This window comes from Parabacteroides caeci, assembly GCF_023656795.1.
In the GTDB taxonomy this organism is placed as follows: domain Bacteria; phylum Bacteroidota; class Bacteroidia; order Bacteroidales; family Tannerellaceae; genus Parabacteroides; species Parabacteroides segnis.
On sequence record NZ_JAMOKT010000104.1, the window covers coordinates 1 to 13,958 of the forward strand.

The following is a 13,958-nucleotide window of genomic DNA, read 5'->3' on the forward strand; positions in this document are numbered from 1 at the left end:
CATTTACAAGAGCTGTTTAATAAGACTAATTTCAATGATGTCAAAGAACAATTTAATCCCCTTATTCCGGGATTATTTGATTAATTAATAACTCGTCCCGATTTTAACGGGACACTAGTGATAGGAGATAGTAAATAAATAAGCCTTAAAAGAGGCATCCGGATTAATACTCGTTCTATTAGACCAGATCTTTACAAATGTTTCCTGCACGACATCTTTCGCCGCACTGTCTGATTTCAAATAAGAGAACGCAAAATGGTAAAGTCTGGAGGCCCATAGGTTGTACAGAGCATTAAAACTAAACTCTGATCCTTCGGTTAACTCTTTCAATAATCTTCTTTCCTCTAGCATGCTTTCTCCATTTCCATATTAACGGTCACAAATATATAAAATAATAAACTTCATTCATCGGCAAATCAATTTATTACATGTTCTTCTGTCAGTAAAAAAGTAATTTAAGCATGTAAATGAAAAAAGGATACCCCATGCTGTGAGATATCCTTTCTTCCATATTTTACTTCAACATTACTTGCTGAAATCCCTCGGAGCCGGAACCGGAGCCAACGGTTTACGGTTCTGAAGATCTTTCATTACTTCTTCGATTGCCTTGTTCAGCTGCTGGTCTTCGCCATTCCATTCCTTAACCGGATCATTGTCGATCAGGATATCCGGGTCTACACCGTGGTTTTCGATAATCCACTGCCCCGTCTTCGGATCATAGCTGGTGAAGAAAGGTACACGGATATCTGTTCCGTCCATGTAAGGCAGTGGGCCGCTAATACCGACGATACCACCCCAGGTACGGGTTCCAATCAGCTTACCCAGTCCCAAAGCACGGAATCCCCAGGGGAACAGGTCGCCATCCGATGCAGAATATTTATTGATCAAACAAACCTTCGGACCCACCTGTACGGCATCCGGAACAGTACCGATATGGTTCGAACCACGACGCATGGTCAGACGATACGGTTCACGGGAAAGACGTTCCAGAATCATCGGAGAGACATTTCCACCACCATTGGCACGGTCGTCAATGATCAGACCTTCTTTATCCAACTGCGGATAAAAATAACGGGCAAATTCATTCAAACCGTCTACGCCCATATCCGGAATATAGATATATCCCACACGACCGTTAGTCGCTTTATCCACTTTCTTGATATTATCCTGTACCCAGTTGTAATGATACAACGAATATTCTTCAGCCAACGGACTGATCACAATTTTACGAGCTCCCCCTAATTCAGGCTTGCTGTTCAATGAAAGTTCTGTCGGGATACCGGCTTTACCAACCAACAAAGAATACATATCCTTTACACTGTTAGTCGGAATCCCGTCGATAGCCACGATAAACTCTCCGGCTTTCGCCTCGATACCCGGCTCTGTCAACGGAGAACGCAGGTCTTTACTCCAGGATGCTCCCGGTAATATCTTTTCCAGACGGAAAAATCCACTCTTGTCACGTGAAATCTCAGCACCCAACAGACCGGTCTGCACACGCTCCGGACGATCCAGTTCACCCGGATTCACATAAGCATGGCCACAATTCAGTTCGCCAATCATTTCACCGATCACATAATTCAGATCCAGACGAGTCTTCACGTAAGGAAGAAGAACGGCATATTTTTCTTTGATCGCTTTCCAATCCACACCATGCATGTTCTCCACATAGAAACCATCACGGTAAGCACGCCATGCCTCATCGAATATTTGTGCCCATTCTTTCGGATAATCCACCGTAATCTTCATATTGGAAAGATCGACTGCATTACTCAAATCAACACTGCCGGAAGGTATGTCGGTCACATAGATCTGTCCTCCTTTATAGAAAAGAGCCTTTTTACTTCCCGGTGTAACAGACATGGAAGCTCCGTCAGCAACAGTTTCTTCCTTTTGCTTTTTCAAATCGTACACTTTTATTCCGCCGCGACCATAATACCAGATTTTTTCACCATCCGAATAAAAACCGCCATAGTAAGAGCCCGGTAAAGGAAGTTTGATAATACGGTCAGTTATACCTTCCTGATCAATCTTTACAACGGTTTCAGTCGAAACATCTTTCTTATCTTTATCTTCTTTCTTTTTATCCTCTTTCTTAGCCGTCTCTTCTTTAGCAACTTTTACTTCGGCATCTTTCTGAAGGAATGGAGAAGGAGTATCTTTTTGAAGCAACGCCAGATAAACACCGCCCATATTATTATAAACATGGTTCCATTCCAAAGAGCCATAAGTCGGATTAAAGTCACGTGAAGAGGCGAAGATCAAGTATTTTCCGTCTGTACTAAAGGCAGGAGAATGAGAGTCGTACCATTTATCCGTAACTGGATATTCCTTACGTGCAGCAATATCATAAACATACACCATACTTACCTGGTTTTCCGCCGGACGGCTATAAGTCAACCATTTACTATCCGGTGAGAAGGTTACGTCACGTATCTCTGCCATCGGGTTCTGAAACAATACGGTTGTTTTCTTTCCGGCTACATCAAGCAGGTTTACCCGGTTCTTACGATCGGTATAAACAATTGATTTTGAATCGGGACTCCATTCAAAAGAACGGATATAAGTATCGTTATCTTTTGTCAATTGAACAGGTTCACCACCAGTGGCATCCTGAAGGTAAAGTTCTGTTTCGCCCGTACCATCCGAAATATAAACAATATATTTTCCATCAGGCGACCATTGCGCTTCACGGTCATGTTGTCCAGGCGAACGGGTAATATTCTTTGTCACGCCTTTTTCTACCGGGACATTAAACACTTCGCCACGAGCTGTAACCACCACACGCTCACCATCCGGCGAAACACTCGCTTCAGTCAGATATCCGGAACCATCCTTTATTTCACTGCGGGCATAAATATTATCGGATGATAGCGTCACATTCACCTTCTCAGGCTTTTTTGTACCGGCATCCATCTTATAGATATAACCACCGTTCTCAAATACGATCGTATTACCGTTGGCACTCGGGAATTTAACATCGTATTCCGTAAAGTCGGTTACTTTTCTCGTTTGTTTGGTCTTTGTATTGTAGACAAAGATATTCATAATACGGTCGCGATCGGAAATATAAAATATTTCATCGCCGATCCACATGGGGATAATATCCTGTGCCGGGTTATCACTGATATTTTCGACTGATTGTTTTTCCGGATCATAAATCCACACGTCATCAGCCATACCTCCCTTATAATATTTCCAGGTACGAAATTCACGCATTACCCGATTATATGCCAAACGCTTGCCATCGGGTGAATAACTACAAAAACCGCCTTCCGGCAAAGGAATCACTTCAGAAAGGCCACCGTCTTTATTTACAGTATAAAGTTTACCGGAAAATCCGTCGCTGATCCGGTTACGGTAAACAATATTCGTACCGTCGGGAGTCCAGTTCATTACGATATTATTCGGTCCCATACGGTCGCCCAGGTCATCGCGCTTATTGGTTGCCGTATAAGTGATTCGCAAGGGTTCTCCACCAGTAGAAGGAATGGTGTACACTTCCGTGTTCCCGTCATACTGTCCGGTAAAAGCGATCGTTTTACCATCCGGTGAAAAACGGGGAAACATCTCATACCCGACATGCGAGGTCAGACGTTGAGCCTCACCTCCTTTTGCAGGAACTTTATAAAGATCGCCGGCATATGAGAAAACAATCTCATTACCGTTCGTTGCCGGGAAACGCAACAGGCGTGCATCATCCGCCGCCATCATCAAGGCAGGAACACCGGCTAAAGCGAGCAAGGAAAGAATAAGTTTCTTGTTCATGTTATATTTTAGTTTAGTCTACAGGCAAAGGTAAAAAATTACATGGTACGGCAATATCATTTTGTTAAAAGAAAAATCCCCGACAGTATAACCTGCCGGGGGAATAAAATATAAATATAATATATAAGGATTATGCTTCTTCCGTATCAATCCCTTTCCAGACGAATGCAGCGATAGCCGCTCCCAGGAATGGGGCTACGATAAACAACCATAATTGTGAGAGAGCTTCACCTCCCTGGAACAAAGCCGGACCGATACTACGTGCCGGATTCACCGATGTTCCGGTAATAGGAATACAAACAATATGGATCAAAACCAATAGCGATACCGGCAAACTTGGTATTGGCACCTTTGGATGTTGAACCTAAAACCACCAGTAAGAAGATGAATGTAAAGACTGTTTCTGCCACAAAGGCCGGAACAAGATCATGGTAGCCGTTTACTCCGGTCAATGTTGTCGTCGAACCGGAATCTTTAGCCAAAATAAACAGGATGGACGAGCCGATGATCGTCCCGATCATTTCTGCTACATACTTTTTCATTAGTGACCTAAATTTGTTTTTAAATAGTATTTGTATAGGAATAAATAAACTATCTCGCCTTATTGACTATACTTCATTTATAAAACATTCGCTTATCTTGCTTTGTTTCGGCATTTTAGTTCCGTTTTTCGAACATAAAAAAGAGGAAGGAATACGATCTCTTGTCGTGCTGTTGAATTATATCCCCGGAACAGTTTTTATTAGGAATATGTTAAATATGACATTTGTATGAAAATAATCTCGTATTTTTACGGAAATTAATAAACGCATGAAAAAATTACTGATCTTAACATCGGCCCTCTTGCTGACAGGGTCCGCATTTGCAGAGAACGATCCGCTATGGATGCGTTATCCGGCAATATCTCCGAACGGGGAGATGATCGCCTTTACCTATAAAGGGGATATCTATACCGTTCCGACCACAGGTGGTAAAGCTACCCAGTTGACAACCCATCCGGCCCACGACACACGTCCGGTCTGGTCGCCCGACGGAAAACAGATCGCATTCGCTTCCGACCGCAACGGAAATTTCGATGTATTCATCATGAATAAAGAAGGAGGTGCCCCTACGCAATTGACCGTACATTCGGCAAACGAATATCCGGAAACATTCAGCGACAACGACCATGTCCTTTATTCAGCTTCTATCCAGCAGGATGTAAAAGACAGTCAGTTCCCTTCTTCCCTGTTCGCCCAGATATATCAGGTCGGCACCCAAGGAGGACGCCCGGAATTATTCTCCTCGCTGGCTATGGAAAATCTGGCATTCAGCAAAGACGGCAAACAGGTGTTGTATAACGATTTCAAAGGATATGAGGATCCCTGGCGCAAACACCACCAATCCTCCATTACCCGCGATATCTGGTTATGTACATTAGATAATGACCGTACATTCAAAAAGATTACCTCTTTCCGTGGAGAAGACCGCGATCCGGTATGGTCTCCGGACGGAAATGCCTTTTACTATCTGAGTGAAGAAAAAGGCAGTTTCAATATCTTTAAGAATGACCTGACCGGCAAGAGCGGCAAACAGATAACAAACCATACGACACACCCGGTCCGTTTCCTGACTTCCGACAAGAACGGGACTTTGTGCTATGGCTACGACGGTGAGATCTATACGGTTAAAGAAGGCGGACAACCCGCTAAGGTAAAGGTGAACATCATCTCCGACCAGACCGAGAATAATCTGATTCATCGCCTGATGTCGAACGGGGCAAACAGTATCGCTGTCTCTCCGAACGGGAAAGAGGTTGCCTTTATCGTACGAGGAGATGTATATGTTACATCGGTTGAATATGAAACAACCCGTCAGATCACCGATACGCCGCAGCAAGAGCGTAATATAGATTTCAGTCCTGACGGCCGTTCATTGGTTTACTCGGCTGAACGCGGCGAGACATGGGGCATTTATCAAAGCAGCCTGGTTCGTAAAGACGACAAATATTTTACTTACGCACAAGAGATCAAGGAAGAACCGCTGGTAGTTACCGACAAGACTTCTTTCCAGCCTACTTATTCTCCTGACGGTAAAGAAGTAGCATTCCTGGAAGACCGTACCACTTTACGCGTCATCAATTTGAAAAGCAAGCAAGTACGTACTGTTTTGGATGGCAAATACAATTATTCGTATGCCGACGGCGACCAGACTTATCAATGGTCACCCGACAGTAAATGGTTCCTGGTGCAATATATCGCTATCGGCGGATGGAACAATAAGGATATTGCCCTGGTAAAGGCGGATGGCAGCGGAGATATTACCAACCTGACCGAAAGCGGATACTCTGATGGTAATCCGAAATGGGTGCTCGACGGTAAAGCCATGATCTGGTCGTCCGACCGTGCCGGTTACCGTAGCCACGGCAGTTGGGGTGCACAGGATGATACCTATATCATGTTTTTCGATGCCGAAGCATACGACAAATTCCGCCTGAGCAAGGAAGAACTTGCCCTGGCTGAAGATGAAGAAAAAGATAAGGACAAAGACAAGGATAAGAAAGACGACAAAAAGGAGGATAAAAAGGATTCCAAAGCTAAAAAAGATGACAAAAAGAAAGATGATAAAGACAAGAAAGACGATGCGGACAAGCCTGTCGAACCATTGAAATTTGATCTGGAAAACCGTAAAGACCGCGTCATTCGCCTGACGATCAACTCTTCGAATATGGGTGATGCCGTACTGACACCGAAAGGAGACAAACTCTACTATTGTGCAGCTTTCGAAAGCGGTTACGACCTGTGGGAACGTAACTTCAAGGAAAATTCAACCAAAATACTGATAAAAGGTGTCGGTGGCGGAAGAATGTTTGCCGACAAGAAGGGTGAGAACCTGTTCCTGGTATCCGGTGGCCAGCTGAAAAAGGTGGAGATCAAAGACAGCAAAACCAAAGGTATCCCCTTCAAGGCTGAATTTTCTTATCGCCCGCCGCAGGAACGCGAATATATTTTCAATCATATATGGCGTCAGGTGGAAGATAAATTCTACGATCCGACTATCCACGGCATCGACTGGGAAGGATACAAAACAGCATATGCCCGTTACTTGCCGCATATCAACAACAATTACGACTTCCAGGAAATGTTGTCCGAACTGTTGGGCGAACTGAATGGTTCACATACCGGTGCTCGGTATTATTCATCGTCATCCGCTCCGGCTACAGCCTGCCTGGGTGCATTCTACGATAACAGCTATACCGGCGACGGATTAAAGATTGCCGAGATTATAGCCAAAGGGCCGTTGACATTAGCTGATACGAAGATCAAACCGGGTTGCATCATTGAAAAGATCAATGAGAAACCTATCAAGAGCGGTGAGAACTATTATCCGTTACTGAGCGGCAAAGCCGGAAAGAAAGTACTGTTGTCCGTCTACAACCCGGCAACAAAAGAACGTTTCGAAGAACAGGTGAAACCGATCTCTTACGGCGAACAGTCCAATCTGTTGTACAAACGCTGGGTAGAAAACTGCCGCAAAAAAGTGGATGAACTGTCCGGTGGCAAGATCGGATATGTACACGTTAAGGGCATGAACAGTGAAAGTTTCCGCGAAGTCTATTCCGAACTGCTGGGACGTTGCCGTAATAAGGAAGCGGTGATTGTAGATACCCGTCATAACGGCGGAGGCTGGTTGCACGACGACCTGGCAACCCTGTTGAGTGGCAAAGAGTACCAACGTTTCATGCCTCGCGGGCAGTACATCGGCAGCGATCCGTTCAACAAATGGCTGAAACCGTCGTGCGTACTGGTTTGCGAAGACAACTACTCGAATGCACATGGTTTCCCTTGGGTATACAAGACGTTGGGTATCGGTAAACTAATCGGTACTCCTGTCCCGGGAACCATGACTGCCGTATGGTGGGAATCACAGATCGACCCGTCCATCGTATTCGGTATTCCACAGGTAGGCGTTCAGGATATGCAGGGCAATTACCTGGAAAACCATGAACTGAAACCGGATATCGAAATCTACAACACACCGGAATCGCAGTTGAAAGGTGAAGACCATCAACTGGAAGAAGCCGTGAAAGTTATGTTGCAGACGGTAAAGAAATAAGAATCAGAACATAAAAAGGAGGTTGCATCAAAGTTTTTATTGATACAACCTCCTTCTTTTATACCCGTTTTATACCCGACAAACAGGTCGCTATTACAGATAAACAGAATAACGATTAATCCGGTATAGCCGTGCGGGAAGACCGAAAATCAAGTTTTTTGTATTTAGCCTGCATTTCTTCGTCAGTTTTTTCCTTGTCGTTGGTGAAGAAAACGGGGGAGTTCTCGAAATGCCATGTTCCAACATAATTCAATGTATTTTCAGCGACAGTGAATTTGAACAGGACTAATTCATCGGGGCGTTGTTCTTTGCTTTTTATTTTCCGTTCGGTTTCCTGAATGGAATCTTCCCCCTTATAAATAGGTTCCATATAAGAACGGCCACCGTACCATTTGCTTTCGGTCCACCAATAATTCAAGATTGCATACGTTCCCGGTTCGATCAGGTAACAGAATTGATTTTCTTTCGAAGTCTTAAAGGTCGACTTCACCCGGAAAACAAGCACCTCGTTCGTTTCAATATTTATCAACCGGATATCCTGAGGATAACCGCCACTTTTGAATTTCTTCAGTCGCTGAACAAATTCACCGTAAAAAACAGCTTGTCCTACAGGGATAGGACCATCCGCAGCCGGCTTTTCCAGTCTTCGTGCCGGTTGAGCGGTTACACCGAATGAGACTATCAGCAATAGAACGATCAGTAAGTGTTTCATAAAGGCTCCTACTCTATTTGTTAACCAACAGTATTTTTATATTGAACAGAAAAAAGAGACAAAAAACGGTACCGTAAAATCGACCAGAATGCCGTGAAAGATAGAAACGAATACCAGATCCTTTCCTGAATAACGCGTAATAATCGGTAATGTTGTATCCATCGTCGTGGCACCACCGGCACAGATAGGAGCCAATCGTCCGAAATACTTGACAAAAAGGGGAGCTCCCAGCAAAGCCATAATCTCACGGATGATATTGGCGATCAATGCGATTGTTCCTAACTCCGTCGCCATCTGTACACCCAGTGAAGCCTCTTTCAACTCCGTAATCAGGATAGAAGACAAGGAGTAATAGGCAAAACCACTTCCTATCGCCAGGCAATCGAACACACTCCATTTGGTAATCAGTAAACTCACCAAAGCCGACGCCGTCAGCGTCCCGATAATAGTAGCCAACGGAACCAGCAACAGCTTGGGACGGATACTACACAATATATCTTTCAGCTTCTTATCACTCCCGATACTCAGCCCGACCTGAAACATCAGCAAGTAAAGCACATACATGGTGATATCATTCTTAACGACCACCTCCGGCAGATACCCGCTCCACCCGAGAATACAGCCCAGCGCGAAGAAACCGACTACAATCAGGCTCCCTTTCATTCTCTCCTCCTTTCCTTAAAAAAGAAATGATAGACTCCCCAGGCGGCTAAAACACTTCCGGTCGTTCCGGCCAGAGCGATCAGGAAAGCCTGTCCGCCTAATGTTGTCAGGTTGTTTACAATAGCATCGTTGGCCCCCACCGAAATACCCAGCAGGAACAACAATAGCAGGATCGTATAAGAAATAGGTTTGCCTATCTTTTGCAGCAGTTCGACTTTGCGCAATAGATATCCTACGGCGATGCCTCCGAACATGATTCCGATTACCGTGAACATAGTTTGTTATTTTTCCGCAAAGGTAACAGAAAGAGCCTTGCAGAACAAATCCGCAAGGCTTCATATTAAACACAGCAACTTTACAACATAAAAGAAGATGTCAGCAAGAGGATTGTCAAAAGAACCAGTATGACCAGCCCCAATGCCGAAAAAGAATAAAATAGACGGAGGCGGCGTAGCTTTTTCTCCCGGGTGATCTGCTGTAACACCTTCAAGTCAAACTCTTTCCCTAAAGGTGGCAGTGTCTCTGCTCCTGGTGTCAGAAACCATGCCTTATAAGGACGCAACTCAGGCGGTAATGCGTCTGACGAGAAAAAGTGACGTAACTCCCGTTCTTCCTCAATGGTGGTCGCACATTCCCAGTATTTGTCTAATAACGATGTAATACGGTTATAATCCATATTATTTCTATAAAAGAGTTATCTGACGGTAAAACTTTCTGTCCGCTTCCGTTGCTAATTAATAGTATCCAGCGCCATATTACGTGTCACCATCAGGCAATAAGATGGAATGTCCTCTATCACAATCCAGGCGGCACGTTCTCCCCAGACCTTCAACATCACGTCCTGAACGATCTGTTCGGAACGCTCTGCATTTCCGGTGATCCTGTAAGCAACCCGCAACAGGTTGTCTTTTAAAGGCAATATCCTTGTTATGAACTCATCTGTTTTCATCTCTGTTATATTAGACGAGACAGCCCGGTAAAAGGTTGCAGTTTTTTGTGACTTTTTTCATTCATGAGAGGAAAAAGATCTGTATATAGTTCTTTTTCACTATATTTGTAGCTGTGCTAATTAAATAGTTTTAGTCCGCTAATTTTAAACTAAATCAAAATAAACAGTGAAGAAAACGATCTTATTCTTTCAGGCAGTTTTACTTTGCCTGCTGGTAGGATGCAAGCCGGCTCCCAACAGTGGGTTATTAAGTGACGAAATCAAGTATGTCGACCCGTTCATAGGAACCGGATTCCACGGACATACTTTCCCCGGTGCCACCCGCCCGTTTGCAATGGTACAGGTCAGTCCGGATACACATATCATGGGCTGGGATGCCAGCAGCGGTTACCATTATGACGATCGCGAAATCTATGGGTTCAGTCATACACACCTTTCCGGTACCGGTATCGGCGACCTGGGTGATGTGGCTCTATTGCCTTTCTCCGGAGGCGATTCGATCAAACCGGTCGGACTTTTTAATAAAGATACCGAAAAAGCGACTCCGGGTTATTACGCCGTACGTCTGGATAACTTCGGTGTAAACGTGGAACTGACGAGTACCGACAAGGTCGGTTTTCATAAATATACTTACGATAATCCCAAAGACCGCCGCGTCATGCTCGACCTGGGACATATCCTGCAACCGAACTGGGGACACAAACTGGTAGATAACAGTTACCTGTTTGTTAACGACTCGACGGTAGAAGGTACGGTACGTACACAGGGATGGGCACATTTCCATTCGGTTTCTTACCGGATTACTTTCTCTGAGCCAATCGAAACCGTTTACCAATATATCGGGGGCAAATTACGTCAGGATTCTTTGTTCCTGCGCATCAATACGGAAGAAGACCTGAAATTCCATTATAAGTTCCCGGAAAAGGCGGAACCTCTGTACGTAAAGGTAGCCCTTTCCATGGTTGATACTGACGGAGCCGAAAAGAATCTGGAAGCAGAACTTCCAGGATGGGATTTCGAAGCGACCCGCATCAAATCGGCTGAAATATGGAACGATGCCCTGAACGCAATAGAAATTCAGAGCGCTGACCCGACCGTAATGGTCAACTTCTATACGGCATTATATCATACGATGATCGCACCGTTCGCTTATCAGGACGTAGACGGCCGCTATCTGGGTATGGACAAAAAGGTGCATAAGGCGGAACCGGGATACGTTAATTATTCCGTATTCTCCCTGTGGGATACTTTCCGTGCCCTTCACCCGCTGATGACGATCATCAATCCGAAACTGGCTGCCGACTGGGGTAAAGTGTTGGTACAAGGATATAAAGAAGGTGGTATTCTTCCCAAATGGCCGCTAGCTTCAAGCTATACCGGCTGTATGGTCGCCTACCCGGCTGTATCTGTTCTGGCTGACCTGGTTTCCAAAGACCTGGCAGACGGTGACCTGAAAACATGGGCAGAAGCCGGTGCTCGTTCTTCCGTATACCGTGAAGACCTGGCAGAAAAGTTCAAAGGGACACGTGAGTTGGATCTGATTACCCTCCATCCGTACTTCAAAGAGAAATATGGCTTCGTTCCTGCCGACTCTGTTCCTGAATCCGTTTCATGGGGACTGGAAATGGCTTACGAAGACTGGTGTATCTCGCAGATCGCTGCCAAAGCAGGACTGGATTCATTAGCTCAGGCTTATGCTGCCAAAGGAGAATATTACAAACGTTATCTGGACCCGGAAACAAAAATGATGCGTCCGATCATGGGTGACGGCTCATTCCGTACGCCGTTCAATCCGCGTTATTCGGCTCATATGAGAAGCGATTATACGGAAGGAAATGCTTTCCAGTGGAGTTTCTTTGCTCCGCACGATATGGACAACTTCATTGCTACCATCGGTGGCAAAAAAGAACTGGAAACACGTCTGGATACCTTGTTTACTACCTCTTCACAGGTTGACGGCGAACATGCATCCGGCGACATCACCGGCCTGATCGGCCAGTATGCCCACGGAAACGAACCGAGCCACCACATGGCTTACCTGTATAACTGGACAGATTCCCCATGGAAAGGCCAGGAACGTCTGGATTATATCATGCGCGAGTTCTATACAAACAAGCCTGACGGTATCATCGGGAATGAAGACTGCGGACAGATGTCAGCATGGTACGTAATGAGTGCCCTGGGATTCTATCAGGTTGCTCCCGGTATTCCGGTTTACACATTGGGCCGTCCGATGGTAGATCGCGCCTTAATTCACGTAAAAGACGGCATTTTCGAGATCGTGGTTAAAAACAACAGTCCGGAAAACAAATATATTCGGACGGTTACTTTGAATGGAAAGGAGCTCGAAACCCCGTTCTTCTCACATGCCGAGATGGCGAAAGGCGGCAAACTCGTATTTGAAATGACCAATACGCATCCATAAAAAGAAAATTATGTTACTGACTACAACAAACAACATCGAAGGGAAAAAGATTACCCAATATTACGGGATCGTTTCCGGTGAAACAATTATAGGAGCAAACGTATTCAAAGATTTCTTTGCCGGAATACGCGATATAGTAGGCGGACGAGCCGGTTCATATGAAAGCGTATTGCGTGAAGCAAAAGAAACGGCTTTACAGGAAATGAGCCAGCAGGCTGCACGAATGGGAGCCAATGCCGTTATTGCTGTCGATCTGGATTATGAAACTGTAGGAGGAAGCGGAAGCATGCTGATGGTTACAGCTGCCGGTACCGCAGTTCGATATGAATAAAATTACGGATGGGGGATAAAAGTCCCCCATCTGTTTCTATTCCCCTAAAATTCTTCTGACATGGTTCTTTAGTATATGAAAAGCCGGTGTCGCCATCGAGCCATGATCGTATCCATCCAATTCATAGATATAAGTCTCTTTATGCCCGGCCACCTTCATCATTCTCCAGAAATAAGCATTCTCTTCATAACGCCCCAACATTTCCATTTCGCGGTCGCCTGATACAATAATCAAAGGAGGAGCATCCGGACGCACATAATAAAGCGGAGCATATTCATCGATACTAGGTTGCGTTTCTTTCATGCCCAAAGACTCCCTATAAGCAAAATGGCTGATAGCGTGCCCACTAAAAGGTATTAATGCAGCAATAGAATCAGCATCTATAGAATAGACCTGAAGCCATTTCTTATCCAATCCGATCATATTGGTCAAATAACCACCGGCAGAGTGGCCTGAAACAAATATCCGTTGTCGGCTACCTCCGTATTTCTCTATCGTTTTAAAAGTCCAGGCTACCGCAGCTGCTGCATCATCAATACAATCTTTAATACTGCACTTCGGCAATAAGCGGTAGTTTATAGCAATAACAGCCAAACCACAGTTCTTCAACTCTTCCGGGATAAATTTACTTCCACCGGATAAACCGCCTCCGTGAAACCAGACAACAGTTCCAAAATCCTTCCTGTTTTCCGGATAATAAATATCCAGCTTACAGCGTTCCAAACCATAAGGATCACCTGTAGTTCGATAAGGGACATCTTTCTCTTCCATATAAACAATCTCTTTCTGGGCAGAAAGAACCGAAGAGACCAAAAGAAAAACTAATAAGATATAAGACCTGATCATAAAGCATTGATTTTCGGACAAAGATAAATGATATTATTATAAATAAAAAAAGGAACCAACCTTACGATTGATTCCTTTCATTTGTTTGGAGTCTGTGACTCTAAAACGGCGGCTATCTACTCTCCCACTTTTACGCAGTACCATCGACGTGGTTGGGCTTAACTTCTCT

The 13,958-nt window shown here is 44.7% G+C and carries 11 protein-coding genes and 1 pseudogene; 3 read left to right on the forward strand and 9 right to left on the reverse strand.

Annotated elements, in window-relative coordinates; all coding sequences use genetic code 11:
* Positions 1-114 precede the first annotated feature (114 nt).
* From NBH15_RS27895 to NBH15_RS27905, 3 genes and pseudogenes are all read right to left on the reverse strand, one after another.
* Positions 115-351, reverse strand: a complete 237-nt coding sequence (locus NBH15_RS27895; protein ID WP_250824099.1) for an RNA polymerase sigma factor — start codon at positions 349-351, stop codon at positions 115-117.
* 174 nt (positions 352-525) lie between these two features.
* Complete coding sequence (locus NBH15_RS27900) at positions 526-3,768, reverse strand: S41 family peptidase (protein ID WP_250824100.1); 3,243 nt, start codon at positions 3,766-3,768, stop codon at positions 526-528.
* A 130-nt stretch (positions 3,769-3,898) separates the two neighbouring features.
* A pseudogene (locus NBH15_RS27905) lies at positions 3,899-4,292 on the reverse strand (aquaporin); the annotation flags it as partial.
* A gap of 286 nt (positions 4,293-4,578) precedes the next feature.
* Between NBH15_RS27905 and NBH15_RS27910 the strand changes: the two are divergent.
* Entirely contained in the window at positions 4,579-7,863 is a 3,285-nt protein-coding gene (locus tag NBH15_RS27910; protein WP_250824101.1) for a S41 family peptidase, read from the forward strand.
* A gap of 115 nt (positions 7,864-7,978) precedes the next feature.
* Here NBH15_RS27910 and NBH15_RS27915 read toward each other — a convergent pair whose 3' ends face one another.
* The 5 genes from NBH15_RS27915 to NBH15_RS27935 all read right to left on the reverse strand — a co-directional run bounded on the left by NBH15_RS27915 (position 7,979) and on the right by NBH15_RS27935 (position 10,187).
* Positions 7,979-8,575, reverse strand: coding sequence for a restriction endonuclease subunit S domain-containing protein (locus NBH15_RS27915; RefSeq protein WP_128133999.1), 597 nt, complete (start codon positions 8,573-8,575; stop codon positions 7,979-7,981).
* Between the two features lie 36 nt (positions 8,576-8,611).
* Positions 8,612-9,238, reverse strand: coding sequence for a LysO family transporter (locus NBH15_RS27920; RefSeq protein WP_244050365.1), 627 nt, complete (start codon positions 9,236-9,238; stop codon positions 8,612-8,614).
* A complete protein-coding gene (locus NBH15_RS27925; RefSeq protein ID WP_007655885.1) occupies positions 9,235-9,513 on the reverse strand; it encodes a LysO family transporter in 279 nt (92 codons plus the stop codon). Before NBH15_RS27925 ends, NBH15_RS27920 begins: the two co-directional genes overlap by 4 nt.
* An 80-nt stretch (positions 9,514-9,593) precedes the next feature.
* Positions 9,594-9,914 (reverse strand): PG0215 family putative anti-sigma factor, encoded by a 321-nt coding sequence (locus NBH15_RS27930; protein WP_128134000.1) that lies wholly within the window; start codon positions 9,912-9,914, stop codon positions 9,594-9,596.
* A 54-nt stretch (positions 9,915-9,968) separates the two neighbouring features.
* Positions 9,969-10,187, reverse strand: a complete 219-nt coding sequence (locus tag NBH15_RS27935; RefSeq protein WP_250824102.1) for a sigma factor — start codon at positions 10,185-10,187, stop codon at positions 9,969-9,971.
* A gap of 166 nt (positions 10,188-10,353) precedes the next feature.
* On the opposite strand from NBH15_RS27935, the gene NBH15_RS27940 reads away from it, so the two are divergent.
* Positions 10,354-12,612 (forward strand): GH92 family glycosyl hydrolase, encoded by a 2,259-nt coding sequence (locus NBH15_RS27940; RefSeq protein WP_244050366.1) that lies wholly within the window; start codon positions 10,354-10,356, stop codon positions 12,610-12,612.
* A gap of 10 nt (positions 12,613-12,622) precedes the next feature.
* On the forward strand, positions 12,623-12,943 hold the full coding sequence (locus NBH15_RS27945) for a YbjQ family protein (protein WP_010801405.1): 321 nt from the start codon (positions 12,623-12,625) through the stop codon (positions 12,941-12,943).
* Positions 12,944-12,979: 36 nt separating this feature from the next.
* Here the strand turns inward: NBH15_RS27945 and NBH15_RS27950 are convergent, their stop codons facing one another.
* Complete coding sequence (locus NBH15_RS27950) at positions 12,980-13,714, reverse strand: alpha/beta hydrolase (RefSeq protein WP_441342885.1); 735 nt, start codon at positions 13,712-13,714, stop codon at positions 12,980-12,982.
* Between the last annotated feature and the right edge of the window lie 244 nt (positions 13,715-13,958).

Bases quoted from the DNA above. Each gene is read 5' to 3' on its own strand.
- NBH15_RS27925 (WP_007655885.1), bottom strand. From the start codon at position 9,513: ATGTTCACGGTAATCGGAATCATGTTCGGAGGCATCGCCGTAGGATAT.
- NBH15_RS27895 (WP_250824099.1), bottom strand. From the start codon at position 351: ATGCTAGAGGAAAGAAGATTATTGAAAGAGTTAACCGAAGGATCAGAG.
- NBH15_RS27910 (WP_250824101.1), top strand. From the start codon at position 4,579: ATGAAAAAATTACTGATCTTAACATCGGCCCTCTTGCTGACAGGGTCC.
- NBH15_RS27945 (WP_010801405.1), top strand. From the start codon at position 12,623: ATGTTACTGACTACAACAAACAACATCGAAGGGAAAAAGATTACCCAA.
- NBH15_RS27935 (WP_250824102.1), bottom strand. From the start codon at position 10,187: ATGAAAACAGATGAGTTCATAACAAGGATATTGCCTTTAAAAGACAAC.
- NBH15_RS27915 (WP_128133999.1), bottom strand. From the start codon at position 8,575: ATGAAACACTTACTGATCGTTCTATTGCTGATAGTCTCATTCGGTGTA.
- NBH15_RS27900 (WP_250824100.1), bottom strand. From the start codon at position 3,768: ATGAACAAGAAACTTATTCTTTCCTTGCTCGCTTTAGCCGGTGTTCCT.
- NBH15_RS27930 (WP_128134000.1), bottom strand. From the start codon at position 9,914: ATGGATTATAACCGTATTACATCGTTATTAGACAAATACTGGGAATGT.
- NBH15_RS27920 (WP_244050365.1), bottom strand. From the start codon at position 9,238: ATGAAAGGGAGCCTGATTGTAGTCGGTTTCTTCGCGCTGGGCTGTATT.
- NBH15_RS27950 (WP_441342885.1), bottom strand. From the start codon at position 13,714: ATGGAAGAGAAAGATGTCCCTTATCGAACTACAGGTGATCCTTATGGT.